General features: G+C 42.9%; 14 protein-coding genes. 6 read left to right on the plus strand and 8 right to left on the minus strand.

Annotated features, from left to right (window positions below; genetic code table 11):
* The first annotated feature begins 16 nt into the window (after positions 1–16).
* From INQ51_RS20510 to INQ51_RS20520, 3 genes are all read left to right on the plus strand, one after another.
* On the plus strand, positions 17–1,654 hold the full coding sequence (locus tag INQ51_RS20510; RefSeq protein ID WP_233379859.1) for a RagB/SusD family nutrient uptake outer membrane protein: 1,638 nt from the start codon (positions 17–19) through the stop codon (positions 1,652–1,654).
* 182 nt (positions 1,655–1,836) lie between these two features.
* A complete protein-coding gene (locus INQ51_RS20515) occupies positions 1,837–3,258 on the plus strand; it encodes a sialate O-acetylesterase (RefSeq protein WP_233379860.1) in 1,422 nt (473 codons plus the stop codon).
* 158 nt (positions 3,259–3,416) lie between these two features.
* Positions 3,417–5,036: a hypothetical protein gene (locus INQ51_RS20520; protein WP_233379861.1), complete on the plus strand. Its 1,620-nt coding sequence runs from the start codon at positions 3,417–3,419 to the stop codon at positions 5,034–5,036.
* Between the two features lie 406 nt (positions 5,037–5,442).
* Here INQ51_RS20520 and INQ51_RS20525 read toward each other — a convergent pair whose 3' ends face one another.
* Positions 5,443–9,327: a hypothetical protein gene (locus INQ51_RS20525; RefSeq protein WP_233379862.1), complete on the minus strand. Its 3,885-nt coding sequence runs from the start codon at positions 9,325–9,327 to the stop codon at positions 5,443–5,445.
* Positions 9,328–9,585: 258 nt separating this feature from the next.
* Here INQ51_RS20525 and INQ51_RS20530 point away from each other — a divergent pair, with 258 nt between their 5' ends.
* Positions 9,586–10,515 carry a hydroxypyruvate isomerase family protein gene (locus tag INQ51_RS20530; RefSeq protein WP_233379863.1) on the plus strand — a complete coding sequence of 310 codons (930 nt, stop codon included), beginning with the start codon at positions 9,586–9,588 and terminating at the stop codon, positions 10,513–10,515.
* 287 nt (positions 10,516–10,802) lie between these two features.
* On the opposite strand, the gene kbl is transcribed toward INQ51_RS20530, so the two are convergent.
* The gene (kbl, locus tag INQ51_RS20535) at positions 10,803–11,990 is read right to left on the minus strand and encodes a glycine C-acetyltransferase (protein WP_410796534.1); all 1,188 of its coding nucleotides are present in this window, start codon (positions 11,988–11,990) and stop codon (positions 10,803–10,805) included.
* A 212-nt stretch (positions 11,991–12,202) separates the two neighbouring features.
* On the opposite strand from kbl, the gene gltX reads away from it, so the two are divergent.
* Positions 12,203–13,732 (plus strand): glutamate--tRNA ligase, encoded by a 1,530-nt coding sequence (gltX, locus tag INQ51_RS20540; protein WP_233379865.1) that lies wholly within the window; start codon positions 12,203–12,205, stop codon positions 13,730–13,732.
* Between the two features lie 77 nt (positions 13,733–13,809).
* Here the strand turns inward: gltX and INQ51_RS20545 are convergent, their stop codons facing one another.
* From INQ51_RS20545 to INQ51_RS20565, 5 genes are read right to left on the minus strand one after another with little or no spacing between them, the layout of a single operon-like run.
* Positions 13,810–14,052, minus strand: a complete 243-nt coding sequence (locus INQ51_RS20545) for an LPXTG cell wall anchor domain-containing protein (protein ID WP_233379866.1) — start codon at positions 14,050–14,052, stop codon at positions 13,810–13,812.
* Positions 14,053–14,065: 13 nt separating this feature from the next.
* The gene (locus tag INQ51_RS20550; protein ID WP_233379867.1) at positions 14,066–16,018 is read right to left on the minus strand and encodes a tetratricopeptide repeat protein; all 1,953 of its coding nucleotides are present in this window, start codon (positions 16,016–16,018) and stop codon (positions 14,066–14,068) included.
* Positions 16,011–16,985, minus strand: coding sequence for a glycosyltransferase family 2 protein (locus INQ51_RS20555; protein ID WP_233379868.1), 975 nt, complete (start codon positions 16,983–16,985; stop codon positions 16,011–16,013). The genes INQ51_RS20550 and INQ51_RS20555 overlap by 8 nt, the downstream gene beginning before the upstream one ends.
* Before the next feature lie 12 nt (positions 16,986–16,997).
* Positions 16,998–18,338: a Gfo/Idh/MocA family protein gene (locus INQ51_RS20560; RefSeq protein WP_233379869.1), complete on the minus strand. Its 1,341-nt coding sequence runs from the start codon at positions 18,336–18,338 to the stop codon at positions 16,998–17,000.
* 12 nt (positions 18,339–18,350) lie between these two features.
* Positions 18,351–19,874, minus strand: coding sequence for an SUMF1/EgtB/PvdO family nonheme iron enzyme (locus INQ51_RS20565; protein ID WP_233379870.1), 1,524 nt, complete (start codon positions 19,872–19,874; stop codon positions 18,351–18,353).
* A 232-nt stretch (positions 19,875–20,106) separates the two neighbouring features.
* Between INQ51_RS20565 and INQ51_RS20570 the strand changes: the two genes are divergently transcribed.
* Positions 20,107–22,623 (plus strand): LamG-like jellyroll fold domain-containing protein, encoded by a 2,517-nt coding sequence (locus tag INQ51_RS20570; RefSeq protein WP_233379871.1) that lies wholly within the window; start codon positions 20,107–20,109, stop codon positions 22,621–22,623.
* Here the strand turns inward: INQ51_RS20570 and INQ51_RS20575 are convergent.
* Positions 22,620–23,999, minus strand: a complete 1,380-nt coding sequence (locus tag INQ51_RS20575) for a tryptophanase (protein WP_233379872.1) — start codon at positions 23,997–23,999, stop codon at positions 22,620–22,622. The two genes, INQ51_RS20570 and INQ51_RS20575, sit on opposite strands and share 4 nt — an antisense overlap.
* Positions 24,000–24,165: the final 166 nt, after the last annotated feature.

The following is a 24,165-nucleotide window of genomic DNA, read 5'->3' on the forward strand; positions in this document are numbered from 1 at the left end:
AAAAAAGAAATAGAATATGAAATCAAATATTACACATATTTTACAAAGAATATCATTACTTGTGGCACTAAGTTTTTTTGTTACTGCATGTACTGATTATTTAGATGTTACACCCAAAGATCGTGTTTCTGATGATTATGTCTGGGAATCAGCGTCAAGTGCTGATTTGATTTTAAACGAAATTTATGGGGGCATATATGCGCCCATCAACGAGACTGATCCCATCGAAAACTTTTCTGACAATGCTATAAACCCGATGCAATATAATGCATACAGCAGAAGCACCTATAACATAGGCGCATATACTCCTTCAAATACCCCAAACAATATTTGGTCTGGCTGTTATCATTATATTCGGGCATGCAACCTATTCATAGAAAATGTAAGTGTAACTGATTTTAACGAGGATTGGAAAAAATTAAGGTTGGCCGAAGCAAGGTTTCTCAGGGCATATTATTATCATCAACTATGGATGCAATATGGTGGAGTTCCAATCATTACAAATGTTTTGGACTATAATACGCAAGGCGAACAAATATTCAGGGAGCGCAATACTGAAGATGAGACTTTTGATTTTCTCGTTGATGAATTGCAGCAAATTGAATCTGACCTACCAAAAATTGCCGAATCAAAAGGAAGGGTAACTCAAGGGGCTGCATTAACACTGAAAGCCTGGTGCGAACTTTTCAAGGCTAGTCCACAAAGAAATCCCTCTAATAACAAAGAAAGATGGGCAACAGCAGCTTCTACTTATAAAAAAGTTATTGATCTGGATGTGTATGAATTGTTTCCGGATTATGAGTCCTTATTTTATGATGACAATGATAATAACAAGGAGTATATTTTTTCAAAGCAGGTATTACAAGGCACTGGAGGCAGCCGGGAAGGATTTCTTGGCCCGTCCTGGGTGAATGGGTCATTAATGTCATGGAATGGTTCTGTCCCTACCCAGGAACTGGTAGATTCATACGTGATGGAAAACGGACTTCCGATTACAGATCCGGCTTCCGGCTATGATCCACAAAACCCTTATGTTAATAGAGAAAAACGCTTCTACCAATCAATCTGCTATTACGGATCAACATGGCTTGGAGAATACATGGAAATTCCTTCAAACATTGCAGAACCGCAAGGAGGTAGTGCTACAGGATATTATTGGAGGAAAACAATCGACCCTAAATATACTGTTTTTGGATATAGTCAATTAAGCGGTGCTGATTGGCCATTTTTCAGGTATGCTGAAGTTCTGCTAGGGTACGCTGAAGCTTTAAACGAAGCGAATGGACCAACACCCGAGGTATACAATGCAATGAATCAAGTGAGAGAACGCTCAGATTTGCCAGAACTTGAAGAAGGCTTAACTCAGGACCAAATGCGGGCTTCTATTTATAGGGAAAGAAGAGTTGAATTAGCTTTTGAGGACAAAAGATGGCTTGATTTGTTAAGGCTAAAACTAGCGGAGTCAATGATAAATGGATATGTATTACACGGAATGCAAATTGAAAAGCAGGATAATGGTACATTAACCTACTCTGTCGTAAAAAATACCTTCAATATCTTTCAGGTTTTTGATCGTGACAAACATTACTTGTTGCCTATTCCACAAAGAGCTATGGATAAAAATGATAAGTTAGTTCAAAATCCTAATTATTGATCGACTTTTAGGATTACTAAAATCAATACGGCTATTCGGATTTAATCCTTCTGACAAGGAAAAAATCCGAATAGTCCCTGTTTACAAAATTTACCAGTTTCAAAAGGTTAGCATTCAAAAACGATCAGCTAACCCAGATATGTTGAGAACTCTCTATACTAACTTAAAACACAATTATAATCATGGAAAAGAAGCACATCTACTTTATCGCAATAGCCATAGTCTTATGTTTATCCCCGGTGTGGGTAATGGCCGACATTAAACTCCCATCAATTTTTGGAGACAATATGGTTTTGCAGCAACAAGCCAATGCTGCGATTTGGGGAGAAGCAACTCCAAACAAAACAGTAACAGTCGTTACATCATGGAATAAAAAAAGCTATTCTACAAAAGCCAACAAAAATGGCCAGTGGGAGTTGGCCATTCAGACCCCAGTTGCGGGCGGTCCATATTCCTTAACCATATCAGATGGCAAAAAGATAACACTAAATGACATCTTAATTGGAGAAGTTTGGATTTGTTCGGGACAGTCAAATATGCAAATGCCAATGAAAGGCTATTGGAACGAGCCGGTTGATGGTTCAAATAAAGCGATTGCCACATCCACTAATAAAGCGATCAGACTATTTACTGTGGACATGGTAAAGAGTCTTGAACCCCAAGCTGATTTTCGGGGAGAGTGGACTCCCTGTACTCCTGAAAATGTAGCAGAATTTAGTGCAGTAGGCTATTTTTTCGCTGAAATGATTCAGCAAACATTGGATGTACCAATTGGAATTATTTGCTCAAGTTGGGGAGGAACACGCATTGAACCCTGGATAAGTGAAAACGAATTAAAACGTTTTGACTGGGTAAGCTTACCCGACAAAAAGGAGAAAGGAGAATTATCGCCACAAACTCCCACCGTTCTTTTTAATGCAATGATTGCTCCAATGGTTGGCTACACTATTCAAGGAGCATTGTGGTACCAGGGCGAATCAAACAAAGATGAACCGAAACAGTATGAAGAACTTATGAATGGTTTAATTCAAGACTGGAGAAAAGCATGGGGAATTGGGGATTTTTCTTTTTTCTTTGTGCAAATTGCTCCTTTCATTTACCCAGGACAGGGATTAAATTCCGCTTTTCTTCGGGAGGCCCAGCTTAAAGCATCAACAGCAACCCCAAACACCGGATTAGCCAGCACAATGGATATTGGAGAGAGCAATAGTGTTCATCCAGCCAACAAAAAATTGGTCGGAGAAAGGTTGGCTTTTCTTGCATTATCGAAAACCTATGACCAAAAAGGATTCGGGTATTCAGGGCCAGTGTTTAACGAAATGATTGTTGATGGACAAGTCGCAAAACTTACTTTTGATCACACCGGAAATGGTCTGACTTCATTTGGGAAAAAACTTGTGAATTTCAAAATAGCTGGAGAAAACAAACACTTTGTGCCAGCTGAAGCTTTTATCAAAGGGAGTGAGGTTATTTTGTTCTCGCCAAAGGTTGAAAAACCGGTTGCTGTAAGGTATGCTTTTGAAGACTTTGTTGTTGGAGAACTTTATAATACCCAGGGATTGCCAGCATCTTCATTCCGTACTGATGATTGGGAAATTAAGTGACAAATCCAGTTTTTGAGTTATGCTTTTTGGATCAGATCGCATAACTTAAATTGAGGAACGACATTTCTCTTTTGGTAATCAAAACAACCGAGATTAATTAACTGAATAGCTTACCATTGAGGATGATTTTAATAAAGATTTAGCTAACAACAATCAAAATGATACGAAGAGATTTTATAAGTTCTCTGGCTTTAGCCGGTGGAGCACTGTGCACTCAACAGGTGAGTGCACTAAGCTTTTTTAATAAAAAAAACGAGGTAAGAACATTTCATTTATCTGTCAGTTCTTATTCTCTTGATAATAACCCTGACCTATTCGCTCTTATTTCTCAAAGTGGAATTACACATGTTTGGCTAACCGGATACATTAATGGGTATTGGTATTATCCGGTAGAAAGGATTAAGTTCTGGAAAAATCGCTTTATTGAAACAGGTGTGGCAGCGCATATCCTACATGTGCCTCTGGGGCATCCCGCAAATCTATCGGCGCACAAGGGATCCAGTTCTTTAGGGATAGAAGGAGAAATTCCAAATATAACTCCCAAACACTGGAAGAAAACAACTGTTTCCGACGGATCTTTGTATTCCGGTATTTCCATCCACCCTCCAGTTATTGAAGAAAATATTGAAGCGTTGAAGAAATCAAAAGGTTTTGGCTTTAAAAAAGTATTCCTTGATGATGATTTTAGACTCGGAACGCTTCCCGGCATTATTGGTGGATGTTTTTGCTCAGAGCATAAGCAAGCCTTCCTGAATAAATATGGATATAACAATAATTCCTGGAATGATCTGCTTCACAATATAAAAGAACGTGACCATACAGAAGTCCTACACTCTTGGGTAAATTATACTTGCGACCAGCTTTCTTCTGAATATAACCGAATGCAATCTTCTGTAACTGACATCCAATTGGGGATAATGGTGATGTATTTAGGTGCCGAAAAGTCGGGGATCCGTTTAAGTGACTACAAGGATTCTCTGTTGCGTGTAGGGGAAATGATGTTCGATGACAATTCATTTGGGAAAATCAAAGGCAAAACAGATGAACTTTTCAGTTCCCTTTTTCACAGGCGTTTCGTAACTCCGGAACTTGCATTTAGTGAAACAACCGCTTATCCTCCCAAAAATCTATCGGCCAAAAACCTGGCAGCCAAACTAAATGTGTCTCTATTGAGTGATGTTCGAAATACGCTGTTTATGAGTGGGCTGACTTCTTTCCCTTTGGAATATTGGTCAACTCTTGCTCCTGCAATGACTAAGAATGCAAGCCTCCATGAAAAGGTAGCAGGTCAGGTTCCTAAAGGACCTTTAAAACATTATTGGGGAGATGCAAGTCGCTATGTTAGCAATGATCAGCCATACAGTCTCTTCCTTGCATCAGGAGTACCATTTGAAATAACTGATGCTTTAGGTGAAGATGGTTGGACTTTCCTTTCAGAATATGACGTTCGATCAGTAACTAAAGGAAAACTAAAAACCAGTGGAACCAAACTCATTCATGGGAACCCGGAATATAAAGACTTGGCTGCAATGAAATATATTCCCGAAATCATGGATGATATTTTTTCTTTTAAGCATGAAATTGTAGAAACCCTAACCGACATTCCTTATGTCAAGGAAGACCTACCAGTAGTCTGTGCTTGGTACCCCTCAATAAGTTCAATACTGTTGTGGAATTTATCGGAAACTAGGCAAGAGATGACAGTTGTTTATGGGGACAAACGGCTAAAAATTAATATCGATGGATTAGAGTCAGAAGTTTTATCTATAAATCAATAAATTAAGCGTCTATTGGTTCACATCAGAAGTAAAATGCCATGTAAGATATCAACCGACATATTACTAAACTGCATTCTTCGAAAAGAAGTGTTTTCTATTTCCTAAAGGTTAATGAGTAAAAAGCATCTATCAAATTGGTGAGTAAAGACATTTTTGTTACAACAAAAGGAGAAGAATATTTGATTAGGTAATAGTTTATAAACAGAAACTCGTTGTTGTAAATTTGGAAGCAGAATCAACCTGTTTCATATTTCGCTTGTACTTATGACCGTCCACTTATTATCTGCACTTTTGCTCATTAACCTTTACGAAAATATTGCTATTGAAAATCATGCTTCCTCATCATCTTAACTAGAAAATAAATATTATTATGACGAAGTAACATTATATATTAACATATCTCCACTTACGAAACACTCCGAAACAAGCTGCTATCCATAATCCGCATGGCACCTGAGAAAAGAGCCAGAACACCGGTTAGGATACCGATTACTTTTTCGATGGAGGTTCCCTGCGAGATAAAGACAAAAGCAGCCAACGGAATCAAAAGCAGGAGTATAAGGTAACGCGTATTTCTCCATTTGCCTTCTTTGCTTAACTTCTGTTCCAGCAGGGTCGTTTCGTCCGGGTCGATCGAGTATTTCAGAAAATACTGAAAGCCGGGAGTAAAGATGGCCGGGTAAGGGTCCAATTCGATCAATCCTTTTGATTTCAGCCGGTTGATCAGAAAACGGTTTTTGAAATTCAACATTCCATCGTCTGCCAGATCAAACAAAATCAATTTCTCCATGCGACTCAGGTTGTTCCATATATAGCCGTAGTAAAGCTTCATAATGTGTGCATCGGCCAAAATACGCGACTCTTCGTCGGCTTCCTCCACCTCGGGATGTAGCTTATCCAATTCACGCTCGATGGCAGTTTTGTCTACCGCCCCCGTAAACCGATAGAACCCGCTAAACAGCAGAGTTAGTTCATTCAGGTAGGTATGAATATGCAACTCCTCCTCTTCTGCAGGATTAAATTCCGAAATTTGTTCCATCAACTTTTCGCGGATCAGGTCTATATCGTAAGGCAACTCAAAAATAATCCGGCAGTTTTCGAGCCTCGCCAGCAATTTCAGTTTCGAAATGATCTGATCGGCTTTGTCGACCCTAAGCAAATATTCACCCAGGCCTCTCACCCAAACCGTTTTCCGTTTTTTGTCCGGGGTCCGGTCAATCGAATTTTTCTCATCAAACACATCCCGGGCATCCACGTCAACCACTTTTCCTTTCAGCGCTTCCCGGTAGTTTTCTCCTTTAAAAGTGATCAATAAAATCCGGTCAAAAGCATCGTTCTCAATCAACTGTTGCCAGGTTGGAGTGTTGGGTAATTTCCACTTCCCCACAATCGTCCCGAGTACCAGTTCTGCAATATACGTGTAAGCATACCATAAAAGAACGCCCAGCAGCAGGGCCGGAATCAGCAACAGAACCAGCCTTTTTAAAGCCTCCAGCACTAAACTGAAAAAATCGGTATTCGATTTAACAACGACCGTTCCGCTGGCCGATGGCGCTGTATAAACAAGCGAATCATTTTTAATCCAGTCTTTGCCCAGATTGTGTTCCTGTAAAAGCGTCATCAGGTAATCGTCTTTGGTTAAGGGGCTGCGCAATGCCCGGTAAAGGATATCAAAATTTTGGTTGCTACAATAGGTTTCGGTCCCCGTAAAGCCACCTGCCAGCCACGATTGACCTCCATCGTTCTCCGGCTTCTCTGCCTTTTCGTGATGGTTTCGCTTCTCCAAACGAACCACCAGGTTGTCGATTCCGCTTCCGTTAACCGGCTCCTTAAAGGTATCTTCCCGGGATTCAGAATGACTATTGTGCAACTGCAGATTGGCTTTGGCCACATGAATCATCTCGGCCTTTTCTGCCAATGTATTTTCCTGAAACTTTACTGAATAATAGTAGCAAACAACCGGCACCACCGACAAATTCAACAACCACAGAAACATATAAACCAAGTAGGCATTTCGTGCCGCTGCCACTTCAAGGTCCGATTTGTTTTCGGAGTTATGGTTCACCTTGGCCACAAAATTATACAGCATAAACAGCAACGGGATAAAAACGCCAATGGTAATCAGGCTAAACAATAAACTTCCGGCTCCCAGCAAACTTAAAATCAGTAGGGGCAGAAAGCTTAGACCAAGCAGTAACACCAATGCAGCTTTTCGCTTTTCCTTTTTCAATACCAAATACGAACAAAGGGCTGCCAGGCCAATAAAAACGATTTGACAGAATAAAATGGCCACAGGTTTCTTCAGGAAAAACGATCCCGCAATTTGAAACCCGATCAGCAACAGTAAAACCCGCATCAGTTTTTGGTAAAGCCGCCCTTTTTGTTTGTTAAAAATCAGCCATTCGAACGACCAGTTTTTGGTTCTCATGAAACGGGAGTTGGTACCCAGGCGTTGTATAACCTGCATCCCAATAACAATACAGAGAAATGTGAAAAGCAGGAAATAAAAGGTAAACAGATAAATGCGGGTATTTTTATTGTCTGTCATCTGAAGGTCGATCAGCGTAACATGGTACAGCGGAACTCCTTTCAACGGAACAATAAGTGCCAGCCACTGTCTTTCGTTGTAGGTTATCCGCGCACGTTCCACCGTTCGGTAGTCGATTCCCCCCGCTAAACGAGGCTGATAATTACTCTCCACCAGGAAATTCTCGTGCAGATTTTTTGCCTGGTTGGAATGAAACAACACCTCCCCTTTCCGGTCGATCACCATAAACGCCATGTCTTTTGGAAGTACCTGGTCGTAAAACGACGGCACATGCGAGGTAATGGCAAAATAATGCGCTTTGCCCTTCCCCGTCGAAACCGAATTTTTCAGCCGGAAAGAAAGAGCTGTTTCTTTAAAACCGGTATTGTACGATTTTATCGACTCAATAAAAAAGGCGTCGATACTGTCATTTCCTTCATCCTTCCACGGCCAGCTCAAGCCTGAATCTTCCTTTAAGTTGGTGAAGTAATTCCGGTTGCTCAGATCGAGTTGCACCAGGTTAGAAAAGGCAGTGCGCGTGACTGCCTTTACCGCCCTCCCATCCTCATTCATAAAAATGATCTCGTTGAAGGGTATGTAATCGGCATAAATGCTTGTGTCGACCACGTAATAAGAGTTAGGAGTTTCCAGGTAACTGAACAAACTGTCCGAAGAAACATCTTTGTCCTGAATAATTCGGCCCGTCAGCGAAAACAAGTGCTGAAGATCGTTTTCGATGTTAGACGTGAGGCGCTTGGAAACATGCTCAATTCGTTTGTTTGCCTGACTTCGGTCTATAAAATAATATTTCATGGTACCGATAAAAAGCAGCACAAGAATGCTGGTTCCCAAAATGACCGAAATCGTTGTATTGTGGGCATCGCGGACATTCATCCGCTCCTTTTTATTGATAAACACAATCTTCAAAACTGGCATACAAACCAGTAACAACAGCAATATTCCCGACAAAATGGTAAATAACTGATTGTTGATGGCCCGCGTTTTCTTTCGAAAATCCTTATCCGAAATAAAGCCTGCCAGGTAAAAATCCCGGTTCAGAAAGCGAATGGGAAGGATCAAAACATGAGTTTCCATCCCCTGTATTTCCAGCTCCTGGAAAACTCCTCCCTGGTTTCGCACCACCGTATCTTTTAGCAGCGCATCAAAATTAGTGATATCGTTCACCACATTTCCGTTCGAATTGTCGATCACCCCTTTTCTGTCCAAAAAGGCAATGTTCTCAAAAAGCTTGTCAAACTTCAGGTTCTCCATTAACTTGGCAACGGGCACCAACGCGCAATTTTGTCCGTGGCAAACCTCGTCGCAAATCGCCATACTTTTTATCTGCGATGGATCTTCATTCACCGGAAATGCAATGTATTTTTCCTCCTTTTCCCCTAAATAAGAAATGACATCAACTGAACAGCTATCCAAGCGAATCTTTTTCTCGAGGCTCGTGATAACATCTGCAATCTGAAGCGAATCAAAATTAGTGTCAGTTTGCGTAAATGCTTTTGATAACGAATCCAGCCAGGGACGCAATGCATAGTAAGGGCCATAATTCTGAACATGGGTTTTGTAGTAGTCTTTTTTCTTGTGAATGTTTTCGGCATACTCCTCCAATATCCTGAACCCACGTTCCTTCACCAACATCTCCTGCTTTGGAATGTACAAAAGGAAGTAAGAAGAATACAGTAAAATCAGCAGGGCAACAATTAGAATCCAGCTGAAATTAAATCCTGCTTTCGATCTTCTCGATTTCATAAAGCGTCCTTCGGACGGATGATTTAATGGTACTAACCAAACAAAGTTAAGACTTAAAATAATCTGAGTCAATAGCTTACAAAATCAACACAAATTAATGCCAGCTTATAAGGATTATCACCGGCCCTTATCAATTCCCGAAATACATAGGAGCAAACTTGAATTTTTAACTAAAGTGAGGCGCCCAAATGAGGCACCAAACAGAATATTCTTTACTTTTAAAGCTCGACCAGAAAATTATTTTAAACCATCATTATAATGAAACGAAGAAACTTTATCAGGAATACTGCAGCCAGTGGCATCGCATTGAGCGGTTTGGGAACCATGCTCGGAACTTCGGCCTCGGCTGCCGGAAGTTCCAATACGGCCAAATTTAAACTGAAATATGCGCCGCATCTTGGCATGTTTAGCAACCATGTGGGCAACGATCCCATTGAAAACATTAAGTTTATTGCTGATCAGGGCTTCCGTGCCGTTTTTGACAACGGCCTGGCAGGCAGAACACCTGAAATGCAGGAAAAAATCGGGAACGAACTTGCCCGGCTTGGAATGGATTTGGGGCCGTTTATCGTATATGCCGACCACGGCGCCAAATACATGGTAACCAACGATCCGGAAGTTAAGAAGCTTCTACAGACTAAAACAGCCGAAGCGCTTGAAGTGCAAAAGCGGACCGGGGCAAAAACCGGGCTGATTACTCCGGGCATTTACGACGAAAAGATGGATTGGGATTACCAAACAATTAACGTCATTGAAAACATGCGTGCCTGCTGCGAGGTAGCCGGAAAAACAGGTTTGGAGCTGGTTTTGGAGCCTCTCAATCACCAGGTGGATCACCCAAGACTGTTTCTGACCAAAATGCCACAGGCTAAAATGATCTGCGTGGCCGTGAATCACCCGAGCTGTAAAATTGTGAACGATATGTACCACCAGCAGATAACAGAAGGGAACCTGATCATGAACATGGATCTGTGCTGGGATTACATCGGAGCTTTTCACATTGGCGACAATCCCGGCAGAAAAGAACCAACCACCGGCGAGATCAACTACAAAAATATTTTCAAACACATTTACAACAAAGGCTACGACGGAGTACTGTGTTGCGAGCATGGAAAAAGTATCGGCGGAAAAGAAGGTGAACTGGCACTTATTGAAGCTTACCGGAAAGTGGATTCATTTGAAGTCTGAAAGTAATTCTACCATAAAGCAAAAAGGTGGCTCTTTTCAGAGACCACCTTTTTTTGGGCATTTAGTTTCATTCCTTGGGGTCGGAATCAGTCGTATTCAACGTGCTATCCCGGATATTTTTAAGAATGTTATATGACTTTTTGGGTTACAAAACCACACCGCAAATGTGATCTTTTTCCCCTCAAACCAACCTTTAAATCGTAAATTGATGCTGCAAATAGTAAAAAAAGCAACAAAAAAAGGACGCCCAAAAGAGCGTCCCCGGTTTTAACACAACTTATATAGGACTATATAATTTCCAGTTTTTTTCCCACTTTAATGAAGGCATCAACGGCCTTGTCGATTTGCTCAAACGAATGGGCAGCAGACAATTGAACCCGAATCCTGGCCTTACCACGAGGTACCACCGGGAAACAGAATCCGATCACATAAACACCTTCTTTTAGCAGTTCGTCGGCAAATTTGATCGCCAAAGGCTCGTCGTAAAGCATTACCGGCACAATGGCGGTATCTCCTTTCACCAGGTCAAAACCCGCAGCTTCCATTTTGGAGCGGAAACGCTTGGCATTGGCCATTGTTTTGGCCGGAAGATCAGAAGAACCCGAAAGCATTTCAATTACTTTTAAGGTAGCCCCCACGGTTGCCGGTGCAAGCGTATTGGAGAACAAATACGGACGCGAACGCTGACGCAACATATCGATGATCTCTTTACGACCCGAAGTACATCCTCCGTTGCCACCTCCCATTGCTTTTCCGAAAGTGGTGGTGATGATGTCTATTTTTCCCAGCAAATCATAGTGCTCTGCCGTACCGCGGCCTGTTTTACCAATGTAACCCGTAGCATGCGACTCGTCTACCATAATCAAAGCATCGTATTTTTCAGCTAGGGCAACAATTTCAGGCAATTTTGCCAGGTCACCGTCCATCGAGAAAACACCGTCAGTAACAATCAGGCGGTAAGTGGCTCCGGCAGCATCTTTCAGACACTGCTCCAACTCATCCATGTTCGAATGCTTGTAACGAAAACGCTGCGCCTTGCACAAACGAACACCGTCAATAATCGAAGCGTGGTTCAGTTCATCAGAAATAATGGCTGAATCTTCGCCCAGCAATGGTTCAAAAACCCCGCCGTTGGCATCAAAACAGGCACAATACAATATGGTGTCTTCAGTTCCCAAAAACTCAGAAACCTTTTCCTCCAGTTGCTTATGAATATCCTGGGTTCCGCAAATAAAGCGTACCGACGAAAGTCCAAAACCCCAGTCGTTCATAATATCCTGTGCAGCTTTCACTACCTCCGGGTTGTTGGCCAGTCCCAGGTAATTATTGGCACAAAAATTCAATACTTCTTGCCCCGAAGACACACTAATCTCTGAACTTTGAGAAGAAGTAATGATCCTCTCTGTTTTATACAAGCCCTGCTCTTTCAGCTGTTCAAGCGTCTGCTGAAGGTCTTGTTTCATTTTGCCATACATACTTTCGGATATTTTTAAAAATTAACTGTTACAAAGTAAAAAAATACCCAAAAGATAAACAGTGATAAAAAGCAGAAAATAAGTTTCACCTTAGTAGTATTAACACAACACTCGTTTTTACAGATACATTTTCCATTTCACTAGAGGAATTCAGATTCCAATCTCTAATCATTCCTAAATTTTTATCTTTGCACCGAATTAATATCAAGACAATGAGCGAAAGAAAAGTGAGGGTACGTTTTGCCCCCAGTCCAACAGGACCTTTGCACATGGGAGGTGTTCGCACAGCCCTTTTCAATTACCTGTTTGCCAAAAAACACGGAGGTGATTTCATCCTTCGCATTGAAGATACCGACCAAAACCGTTATGTACCCGGCGCCGAGGAATACATCATTGAAAGCTTGACGTGGTGCGGACTAAATCCGGTGGAAGGCCCCGGAATTGGAGGAAACTTTGGCCCCTACAGACAAAGTGAGCGTAAAGAAATTTATAAAAAATATGCCGATCAGCTGATCGAGAGCGGTTGGGCTTACTATGCTTTCGACACTCCGGAAGAAATTGAAACGCTGAGAAAAGAGGCAGAAGCCATCAAAGAAACATTCTCGTACGGAATTGGTACCCGCGAGCAACTCAACAACTCATTGAAGCTTTCAGCAAAAGAAGTTGAGGATAAAATTGCCGGTGGCCAAGCCTATGTTATCCGTTTTAAAATGCCCGAAGACACTGATGTAACGGAAGAGGATTTAATTCGTGGCAGTGTAACTTTTAATACCACAAAAAGTCTGGATGACAAGGTTCTTTTCAAATCCGACGGAATGCCAACTTACCACCTGGCCAATGTGGTGGATGACCATTTGATGGAAATCACACATGTTATCCGCGGCGAAGAATGGTTACCATCGATGCCATTGCACGTTTTACTTTACAAAGCTTTTGGATGGGAAGATACCCGTCCGCGTTTTGCTCATTTACCCTTGATTTTGAAACCGGTTGGTAAAGGAAAACTTAGCAAACGCGATGGAGATAAAATGGGCTTCCCCGTATTTCCACTGCTTTGGACCGACCCGGAAACAGGCGATATTTCGCGTGGTTACCGCGAAGATGGCTATTTCCCGGAAGCATTTATCAACTTGCTCGCACTGCTGGGATGGAGCCCGGGCAACGACCAGGAGTTCTTTTCTATCGAAGAATTGAGCGGATTGTTTAGCCTCGACCGCGTGGTAAAATCAGGGTCGCGCTTTGACCCCGAAAAAGCCAAATGGTTCAACAAACATTACTTTCAGCAAAAGGAAGCACAGGAATTGGCTCAGTTATTTAAGCCAGTCCTTGAAAAGAAAGGCGTAGCCGCATCCGACGAAAAGATACTTGCGGTGGTTTCAGAGGTAAAAGAACGCTGCGAATTTGTTACTGATATCTGGGAACAGAGTTCGTATTTCTTCCTAGCGCCTGAATCATACGACGAAAAAACCATTAGCAAACGCTGGAAAGAAGATACACCTGAGAAATTACTGGCTATTGCGGATGTTTTTGCTTCGGTTTCTGAATGGAAAGCCGATGTGATAAAAGAAGCATTTTCAGCATTTATGAACGAAAAAGAATGGGGTTTTGGCGTCGTTATGAACCCGCTTCGCCTGTGCCTGGTGGGAGGCAATATGGGGCCCGATTTGTTTGTGATTTGTGAACTTCTCGGACAAGAAGAATCCATTGACAGAATAAAAACCGCGATTGAAAAAATTGGATAATCAAATACGATCCCAACAAAAAACCCGGTCTTAAAGCCGGGTTTTTTATTTCAATCACTTGATAAAGAAATAATTATTTACTTTTTCTTTTTCTTCAAAAGGAAAAATGCAACAGCGGCCACAATTACCACCACCACGATTACAATAATTACGGTTGAATTTGAACCCGATGATTGTTGAACCGGGCTTAACAGATCCTCTTCCATATACGAACTGTCTTGCGCTCCCAGATTTTCAATGTATGTTCCCTGTTCCTGGGCCATTAACAAAGTGGGTAAACTCATAATAAACAATCCGATCAAAGCAATTACTCTTTTCATTTTCAACGTTTTTTTAATTCTGATTTATACTTAGTTTCTCTTTCACTTTTCTGAATAAAGGGCCGGCACTTGCATACCGGGGATTTATTTCTATCAGCTGGTTCAAAACGGCCAAACTCCCCGCGTAACTTCCCTGATCGTAAAGCTTTTGCGCTTCGATCAAATACAAGGGTTCATAAAACGGATGAATGGCCCTTCCCTTCTGAAGCCAGTTATCCACCTCTGCAAACTTACCCTGAGCCATTTTAAGGTTGGCCAAATTTACACAGATCCAAACATTATTCGGCTCATTTTCAAATGCTTTTTGCAATATTTTCTCCCCTTCGTCCCAACTACCGCTTTTTACGGCCTCTATTCCATGCAGATCGTCTTTTTCTCCGCGCTCCAATAACACCACCAACGGATTTCCCTTGTGGTAAAATATTTTTTTGATTTTTGCCGACTGCCAGGTATTGTGTTTCAGTTGCCACGGGTGAATATAGTTTACGCCAAACAGGGCATAATCCCAGTTGCTTGAGCTACGTTCAAGATAGCGGGTGTATTGAAACGACACGTTCGGTATTTTCTCAAAATAATTAGGCAACTGACAATTCATGGCCACTATCGCTTCTTCATCGCCTATCTCGTTTAAAAGATAGTCGGTGGCCTCCTTCATTCCGTGGAAATAGTAATCGTATTCAAAGTTGCTCCAGGCCTTTTTATTTCCACCGCTTACATGGTTAAAATACACATAGTCGACCGGGAAAGTCTTTGCCTGGTGCACCATCGGTAACAACATCACCCCAAAAAACAAAAGCAAATACGGAATCTTTCTTCCTCTGCTTTTTTGCGACCGGATCATCTTGTAAAAACCAAGAGAGGCCAGTACGACCATCACCGGCACAACAAACAGCATTTGACGTATTCCGCTGTAAAGGTTCGAGCCTATAACGATGACGTAAACAACCGGGAAAGCAAGTGTAAAAAACACGAACAACTCTAAAAAGAGTTGTTCGTCAAATAGCTTAGTAAACATATAGGTTAAAAAGGCGACAAAATATATCAAACCCAGTAAGACAAACTCGGGTGTTGTTATCCAAAACCAGTGCGGAAGATACTTCCACGGCAACTGTGAACTCCAGGTTACCGATCCTTCAAAAATCTGTTTGATGCTTACCTTGTAGTGTTCCATCATGGAGAGACTTTCGAGCGGATGGCGCCAGACATCCTGCAAGGCGAAGGGCCAGAATAACAGCCCGATAAAGTAACCGGTAACCGCTATTACTAAAACCTGGCCCGCAAGCCTTACAAAACAAGATTTAGTTGAAATAAAATATTTAAGTAAAAAAGGCTTTACAAATAATATCGTGAGTAATCCCAGGCCTAAATAAGCGAAGAGAATCAGCCCGCCAATGCGCACCGAACAGGTAAATGCAATGCTTAATCCCAGCAGAATGGCTGTTTTCCATCTGGGTTGCGGCAGCTCTTTCAGAAAACGGATGATAAACATTACCCCGGCCAGGTATCCGACAGCAAACGGAATGTCTTTCAGGTTGCCAAAAGCCTGTCCGAAAAGCCGTGGAGTTACCATCAGTGAAAGTACCACCAAAGCCGAAACCCAGTACGAGCCACTCAATTCTTTTCCCAAAAGGCCTGCTACCAAAAGCAACAACCAAAAGAAAAATGCGCCGGTAAAATGCCGGGTAAGGAATTCGTTATCAACCGAGAAAATACGATTAAATAACGCTGTAAAATTGTCAACCGATTGCCCGTAATACTTGAGATTGTCAACCGGCGTATCCAGACACGACGCATCCTCTCCGCCCGTATAGTACCAGTTTACTACTTTTTTAGCGTGAGGATAGTGCAGCATTTCATCCACATTCACAGCGGCTTTGGGAGCCAGCAATGCCAGTATTGTCTCAGCCAAAATCAGGCTGAAGACAAACACATTACGTGCCGTGAATATGTCGGATGTTTTATGCATCAGATCTTTTTGTTTGATTTATTTTAATATTGACTTCATGGTCGTTTGCAGAATCATCAAAAACCTGTTTCACCAGGTACACAGGCCGCTTTTGAACTTCTTTGTAGATGCGGAAAATGTATTCGCCGATCAGCCCCAGGAAAGTAAGCTGCACCGATCCAAAAAAGCTGATGGCCAAAAAAGTGGAAGACCAGCCAAAAGGTGCAAGCCCTGTGAATTTCGAAATCAGCGTATATACAATGGCCAGCAGGAAAACTACCACCCCGAGTAACCCCAGGTAAAGGCAGGCTTTTATCGGCCATTTCGAGAAGGAATAAATAGCATCAGCAGCCAGCGAAAATAATTTTCTGCTGGTCATCTTTGCTTCCCCCTCAGCGCGGTCGGCACGGTCGTACATTACAAACTCATGCTGAAACCCGATAAAATTCCGAATACCCGGAAAATACCGGTTTCGCTCCGAGAAAGCCAAAACAGATTGAACGGCTTTGCGGCTTAACAAACAGAAATTTCCGCTTTGCTCTACCTGGTTCCCTTCCGAAATGCTGCTGAATATTTTATGAAAAACTTTGATGAAGAAACGCTTGCTGAAGTTCTCCATTCGCTTGCTCCGAACGGCAGAAACAACATCGCAACTGGTTTCTTTCATTTTCTGAAGAAGCTGCGGAATCACTTCCGGAGGATCCTGTAAATCGCCATCCATGATCACTACCCTTTCTCCTTTGGAAAACTCCAGTCCTGCGGTTATAGCAGCCTGTAGACCAAAGTTCCTGGACAACGAAATCACTTTCACCTCCGGAGCTTCCTTTCTGAACATCAATAATTTGTTCAGCGTATCGTCTGTGCTTCCATCGTCAACACACACCACTTCGAACGGCTCTTTTTCAGCCTTCACATTTTTGATCACCTCCTGCAAAAGACGGTCGACCAAAATGCTTTCGTTGTAAAGCGGTATAACTATGGAAATCATCTCTACTCTTTTTTAAGCTTTGTGCTGTGTTCCGGGCACCGGCACCGGAAAGTCCATATCTACGGGTCCCATTTCATACTTTTCAGGTCCCAGTTTCATGTTCGAGGTCATCATTTCTTCCCACGTTACTTTCTGCCCCGTATAAGCGGCCGTTCTACCCATAATGGCCGTTAACGTTGAAACAGCGGTCCGTTCTGCTTCCACCACCGGTTTATTGGTTCTGATCGCAGTCACCAGGTGAATATGTTCCTGTACATAAGGAGAAACTTTTACCACACCGGTTGAGCGCCCATCTTTATCTTTCGGATATTCGTAGGTCCACTTAACCGACCCGTCCGGATTGTAAATCGTATTTTTACAATTGGTGTAGCCTTCCGTTCCCATAATCAACTCGCCCAATTGGTTGGCACATCCATCAATCTGACGCGAAAAGCTATGAGAGAAAACACCGTTTCCAAAATCAAAATCAATGGAAAAGTAATCGTACTGGTCGCCGGTCAACCGGTGAGCGCGGCCCCCAAAACCGACCGCCTCTTCCGGATGTTTCCCCATAAACCAATTTATGATATCGATATTATGTACATGTGTATCCAGGATATGATCGCCACACAACCAGCAGAAATTATTCCAGTTGCGCAGCATGTATTCCATGTCGCTCCAACCCTCTTCGCGGGTCCGGAACCATACGTGCGACTGCATCCAGAAAGCCTTGGCAGCAACCAGATCGCCAATGGCACCACCTGCTACCTGTTTGTAGGTTTCCAGGTAATCGCGCTGATGACGACGTTGTGTTCCGGTGATAACAGTTAATCCCAGGTTTTCGGCTTTTTTGGCCGTTGCAATAATCTGGCGAGCTCCCACCGGGTCAACACAAACCGGCTTTTCCAGAAATACATTCTTTTTGGCCTGAATAGCCGCATCAAAATGTGTCGGTCTGAAATGCGGAGGCGTTGCCAGGATCACCACGTCCAAATCCAAAGCCATCAATTCTTTGTAGCCGTCAAAGCCCCAAAAACAATTTTGCTCCGGAACTTCCACCCGTTGTTTCATCAGTTTATTGCGGCAATCCCACACTTTGTCTTCAAAAACATCAGCCAAAGCGACCAAATGCAAGTCGTGCCCGGCTGCCAAAAAGTTAAGTGCAGCCCCGGTTCCCCGGTTTCCGCAACCTACCAAACCCGCCTTTAAAGGCTTCCCGTCGGGAGCCAGGTCTAGCAATGGAGGAAATTCATAATCAACCGTTTGGCTTTTGGCAGAACAAGAGCTCAAGGCACTCATTCCGATCACACCGGCTGCTCCAATTATGGCCGATTTTCCGAGAAAATTTCTACGTGATAGTTGATTCTTATCCATGGTTGATTGTTTTTATTTTTCTGTATTTTTTAATTCATCAGGATGATATTCGCAAAGCACCCTAAAACCTACACTCTTAACATCGGAGTACCACCAGATACTCTTTGGTATCTGCGGGTCGGTTACCAGCCAGTCAGTAGTTCTGGTAAAATCGCGACGTGCCAGCCTTAAATCCTTAGGTGTATTTTTGAACGAGCCTCCGCGAACCACATGCTCGTTGCCGCTCCTTGGTCCACGCGGGTTATGGACAACTCCCTTGGGGTACTTTCCGTAAACCGAGGGATCGTAATAATCCAGACAGAATTCGGCAACGTTCCCCAACATATTTTTTAATCCAAACGGATTGGCCTCCACGATATCCGGCTGTTGTGTTTTCCCCGGGCTGTTGCCGTTCCAAACCACGTATTTGCTGAATAATTCGGTATTGGCCCCCAGCAACTTTTTCAAAAAGCCATCGGCCTCATAATCTTTTGGAGAACCCTCAAAGAAATAAGCAGTCTGGCTTCCTCCGCGTGCAGCATATTCCCATTCCGCTTCCGTTGGCAGACGGTATTTCCGGCCCGTCACCTGGCTCAACCAGCGACAATATGTTTCCGCAGCATGGTGACTCATGGTGATTGCCGGACGGCTTCCTTTTCCCCAGCCCTGGTCTGGCGCTCCCCAGGGTGGTGTTGCTCCGGAAACCCCATCGGTTTCTTCGTCTACCTCAACGGCCTCTTTCCTTCCCTGCGAACTGGTAGCCGAGAAAAACGCCAGGTACTCATCCCACGAAACTTCAATCTCTGCCATCCAGAAACTGTCAACAGCCACTTCGCGCACTGGCCCTTCATCTTTTCTGCGATAAGGCTCGTCTTGCGGGCTACCCATTTTAAACTGTCCCCCGGGAACCGCCATCATTTTAAATGAAACGTCAGTGCCCGGAATCTTTTCCTCAAAAGTTGCGAAATCTGTTACGACTGTAAGCTCCTTAAAAACTTCTTTTGGGCTTGCATTGTCCTCATCAGCAGCAAAGCCGGTATTTTCACCCCGGTAATGCCCCATCTCGTGATGACACTGTAAACAGGAGTTTTTTTCGGGTTCGCGTATGTATTTCAGGTGTTGCTGTCCGCCCTGAGCGCTCAATGTGCTGGGAAAAAGATTAGTGTGGCATTTTACACATCCGTCTTCGTAAACAAATCGTTTAGCAGCCTCGTTTGATCGCTTGGCTGCCCAATCAATCTCATCGGCATCTTTTGTAAGATATACGTACAAATCGTGAAATCCGTGATATGCTTTCCGGGTAAGGAAATAGGCTGTTTGATCTTCGGGAGGTAAATGGCAATCGACACATCTTACCGATACGCCGCTTGAGGTATTATTATGAACCGATAATCGCCAACTTGCCTCTGCATGTGTGTGAACATGACAACTGTTACAAAACTCATCGGTAGAAGTATATTCTACGGTTTTGTTAAAAAGCAAAAGAAAAAGGATAACGCTTAATCCTCCCGCTATAAAAATAAGGTAATGCCTTCGTTTGATTGTTTTATCTGTCATCCCAAAATAGAATTGAAGCACCAATATACACGCACGTGATTAGCACGACCTTAACCCAAACACCATCGACAGCTTAAATGACTCTTAATTTCCCATTAATACGAAGCGCAAATTATTGATTAAAAATTTATTACAAAATCTTAACTTTTGTTGTCAAATATTTCAGTTATGCTCATTTTTGATATATTTGAGGGAAAAATAATAGCAAATTAAGGAATAAGCGACCGTTAAAATGAACAAACCCAGCTGTTATATCGGAATCATTTTTACCTGGATGAGTCTGTTTCTGACCATTTCATCCAGTGCTACTGATTTTGCCGACAACACTTTCCTTATTGCCAATATCAGTGAAAATGATCTTTCCAATAACCGCTTGTGGAGCTTTGTAGAGGCAAACGACTGGGTGGGTATTGAGCTTGAAATAGACAGCACCGGAAATTATGCTTACCTGCAAAACAGCGCCATCGAGATGACAGCTGTTTTGGACCAAATAAGAAGTATAATAGATAAAAAAGAATCCAAAATAGTTCCGATCTTCATTCACTTTGACGGGAATATCCACTTTCTGGATTCAGTAATTAATGCTTCTTCCATTTCTGATCGTATTTTCTATTTACCGCAGGGAGAAACATGGCCATCCATCAATTACCTGGTACAAGCAAACCGCCGTATTATATTTTTTGTGGAAGGCAACACGACCAACGAGAGCAGAATCCTTCACCCGGTAAAAAATTATGCACTGGAAATATCAGCCAGTCAGATCACACCCAACTCCGTAATTCTGAGTTCCGAATCAAATATCAACAAGGAACTCTTTAAAATCAATGATTTTCAAAATCTTCCGACGGGTGTTGTTTCCAACAGGCTGGGAAAAAACCAGGTGCCCGATTATGTGAACTTTCTGCTTGACAGCTGGACCAAGTACGGCAAGAAACCCAATTTCATCAGTGTTGGCAATGCGATTATTAGTTTTGACTTCCTGGTATCACAGCTGAACTCATTCAACGACGTAAAAGGACAGGTTCGGACGGTTGGGAAAAACCTCGAACGAGTTTACTGGAAAAACCCCGAAGTTCTGATTTCAGGAGGTAAATTCAGTTTTCCAATACGCGGTGGCGAAGAAGTAATTCTTTCGCCTTTTGCCCCCGGTTACAGCATGACGCCGGCTCAACTAATTGTTACCGCCGAAATGGCGCTGCCCGAGGAGTATTCGGTCTTGGCCTCGCCGCTTGGCCTTAACCAGGGATTAACGGCCAATTTCAACTTCGACGGAAACCTGATCGACAATGTCAATCCGGAACAGAAATATACTGGTACCAACTATTCTTTTAGCCAGGATATCGACAGGGGAACCGTGCTCAAACTTCCTGAAAATGCCCAAGTGTTTATCGGAAACCCGGAATTGTACAAGCTTCCCAACAGCAGTTTTACGGTCAGCTGCTTTGTAAAATTCACCGACATACTGGAGTTTGGCGACAATGCGATTCTTGGGAACAACGAGCAGGGTTATCGTCGCGGAATGCACCTGGTTTTACGTTCCGGGCATCCTTATTTTGGGCTGTGGTCGAACGATTTTATGTCGGAAGAAGTATTAAAGAACAATACCTGGTTTCACCTCACCTGGCGCTACATCATTGAAACCGGGCAACAAGCTATTTTCCTGAACGGCAAATACGTTGGCGGATCAGACGGGCATCCACCGTATTCGGGCACAAGCGACCTACACATAGGCAGCGCGCTTTCGAATGGAGCAAGCATGCGCGGCTACATCGACAACCTTAACATCTGGAACCGTCCGCTTGGAAACGAGGAAATCAGCCGGCTGGCATTGGATGAAGAGATACTGGCATTGCCGGAAAAAGATAAAAAACAACGAAATTTTATTCAACCACTTTATATCGGTTTTTCCTTATTGATTCTCCTGGTATTTGTTCTTCTTTTTTGGGTAATGATCATCCGTAGAAAGACAAAGAACCACTACCAGGGATTTGAAGTACAAAAACCCAGCTTCGAGAATCACATACGCCTTTTTGGCGATTTTCAGGTTATGAACGACAAAGGAGAAGACATTAGCTCTTTGTTCACCCCAAAGGTAAAGGAACTCTTTATTTACATCCTGATCGGCTCTGTGCGCAACAAAATGGGCGTTCCGATTTCAGATGTTGATTCTTGTTTGTGGGCAGGAATACAGGACCGGAAGATTGCGAACAACCGGGCAGTAACACTTAACAAGCTCCGTAAAATACTTGTTCAGTTAAACGCGATTGAAATCAACTCGAACAATGGCTTTTTACAATTAAAAGTTTCAGGCAACCTGTCGTGCGACTACCTGGAAGCTTTCAAGTTGTGCACAATTCCTGAAGGAATGACCCGAAAACAGCTCGATACCTTTTACTTACTGGTGAAAGATGGCAGCCTTTTAAAAGGAATTGACTGGCCCTGGCTGGACGATATTCGCGGATTTATCGGAAACCAGGTTATGGACCACCTGTTGAAACTGGGAACCTATTTACAAAAAGAGAACCGGATCAACGAGGTGGAAAAAGTAGCCCAACGCATGCTCGACTACGACGAACTAAGCGAAGAAGCTGTTTCGCTGCAAATTTGGGCGCACCAGCAGGCCAATAATCTGTACCTAGCCAAGTTTCAATTTGAATCGTTCTGTACCCGTTACAAAAAAAGCATGGGGGAAAACTATGGCATGAACTTCAACGAGTTTATTGAAGAACATGCCATCAAAAAGAACTAATCGATTCGTTCAAGCTCCACCGTAAAGTGCCGCATAATGGGCGCTTCTTTTTCAATTCGGAAGCCGTGTACGATCTTTTCCCGGCGGTCAAAGATATTTTTCAGCGCCACTGCCACCACATCCATATGGTTGTTTGTATAGGTTCGGCGCGGAATCGCCAGGCGTAACATTTCAAGCTTCGGGAAACGGTTTTCTCCGGATTTCGGATCGCGGTCGGCCAGCAAAGTACCTACCTCAACCCCGCGCACACCCGCTTCAAGATAAAGCTCAATTGCGAGCGTTTGCGCAATGTATTCTTCTTTCGGAACGTGTTTCAGAAATTTCCGGGCATCTACAAAAACCGCATGTCCGCCAATAGGTTTCTGAACCGGAATCCCCCACTCCATCAACCTGTTTCCCAAATACTCCACCTGTTTAACACGGTTTTCGAGGTAATGCTCGTCGGTTACTTCGTTCAAGCCAACAGAAAGCGCATTCATATCGCGTCCGGCCATTCCGCCGTAAGTATTAAAGCCTTCGTACATAATGTTGAATACCGAAGCATTTTGAAATAGCTCCTCGTCTTTCATGGCAATAAACCCACCGATGTTTACAATGCCGTCTTTTTTGCTGCTCATGGTCATTGCATCGGCATATGAAAACATTTCTGCTACAATTTCACGAATGGACTTTTCTTCGTACCCCGGCTCCCGTTCCTTGATAAACCAGGCATTCTCGGCAAAACGCGCAGAGTCGAATACCACTTTAATCCCGTACTTTTTTGAAAGCCGGGAAACGTCTTTCAAATTCTGCATCGATACCGGTTGCCCGCCGGAGGTATTGCAGGTAAGCGTTACAATCACCATCGGAATTTCGTCGTGCTGATAGGTAGAATAAACACTTTCCAGCTTTTCCAAATCGATATTGCCCTTAAACGGATGCAGCGATTCGGTATCGAACGCCTCGTCGATTGTGCAATCAATCGCTGAAGCACTTCGGTATTCGATGTGGCCTTTGGTTGTATCAAAATGGCTATTTCCGGGCACCACATTTCCAGGTTTCACCAAAACCGAAAACAAAACATTCTCGGCTGCCCGGCCTTGGTGTGTCGGAAGAAAATACTCAAATCCCAAAATATCACGAATGGCATTTTTCAGGTTGTAATACGACGAAGATCCGGCGTAACTTTCGTCTCCCGTCATCATGGCAGCCCACTGATTGTGACTCATAGCGCCGGTTCCGCTATCGGTAAGCAAATCAATGTAAACCTGTTCGCTTTTCAGGTTAAATAAATTGTAATGTGCGTCTTTGATCCACTGTTCGCGTTGTTCGCGGGTGCTTTTGAAAATGGGTTCCACCATTTTTATTCTATATGATTCTGCAAAAGGTAATTCCATTTAAATCTGATTTATGAATGATGATCAACGATTGATGAATTGCGATGGTTCCATATAAAACCAAACATGCAATTCGAAATCGATGTTCTTTTGTAAGAAAATTAAATAATGATTTACTAAATAAAATTTAGGATGGTTAACTGCATATGAAATCTGAAATCCTAAA

The organism is Maribellus sp. CM-23, from assembly GCF_021354595.1.
Taxonomy (GTDB): domain Bacteria; phylum Bacteroidota; class Bacteroidia; order Bacteroidales; family Prolixibacteraceae; genus Draconibacterium.

Bases quoted from the DNA above. Each gene is read 5' to 3' on its own strand.
- INQ51_RS20510 (WP_233379859.1), top strand. From the start codon at position 17: ATGAAATCAAATATTACACATATTTTACAAAGAATATCATTACTTGTG.
- INQ51_RS20515 (WP_233379860.1), top strand. From the start codon at position 1,837: ATGGAAAAGAAGCACATCTACTTTATCGCAATAGCCATAGTCTTATGT.
- INQ51_RS20520 (WP_233379861.1), top strand. From the start codon at position 3,417: ATGATACGAAGAGATTTTATAAGTTCTCTGGCTTTAGCCGGTGGAGCA.
- INQ51_RS20525 (WP_233379862.1), bottom strand. From the start codon at position 9,327: ATGAAATCGAGAAGATCGAAAGCAGGATTTAATTTCAGCTGGATTCTA.
- INQ51_RS20530 (WP_233379863.1), top strand. From the start codon at position 9,586: ATGAAACGAAGAAACTTTATCAGGAATACTGCAGCCAGTGGCATCGCA.
- kbl (WP_410796534.1), bottom strand. From the start codon at position 11,990: ATGTATGGCAAAATGAAACAAGACCTTCAGCAGACGCTTGAACAGCTG.
- gltX (WP_233379865.1), top strand. From the start codon at position 12,203: ATGAGCGAAAGAAAAGTGAGGGTACGTTTTGCCCCCAGTCCAACAGGA.
- INQ51_RS20545 (WP_233379866.1), bottom strand. From the start codon at position 14,052: ATGAAAAGAGTAATTGCTTTGATCGGATTGTTTATTATGAGTTTACCC.
- INQ51_RS20550 (WP_233379867.1), bottom strand. From the start codon at position 16,018: ATGCATAAAACATCCGACATATTCACGGCACGTAATGTGTTTGTCTTC.
- INQ51_RS20555 (WP_233379868.1), bottom strand. From the start codon at position 16,985: ATGATTTCCATAGTTATACCGCTTTACAACGAAAGCATTTTGGTCGAC.
- INQ51_RS20560 (WP_233379869.1), bottom strand. From the start codon at position 18,338: ATGGATAAGAATCAACTATCACGTAGAAATTTTCTCGGAAAATCGGCC.
- INQ51_RS20565 (WP_233379870.1), bottom strand. From the start codon at position 19,874: ATGACAGATAAAACAATCAAACGAAGGCATTACCTTATTTTTATAGCG.
- INQ51_RS20570 (WP_233379871.1), top strand. From the start codon at position 20,107: ATGAACAAACCCAGCTGTTATATCGGAATCATTTTTACCTGGATGAGT.
- INQ51_RS20575 (WP_233379872.1), bottom strand. From the start codon at position 23,999: ATGGAATTACCTTTTGCAGAATCATATAGAATAAAAATGGTGGAACCC.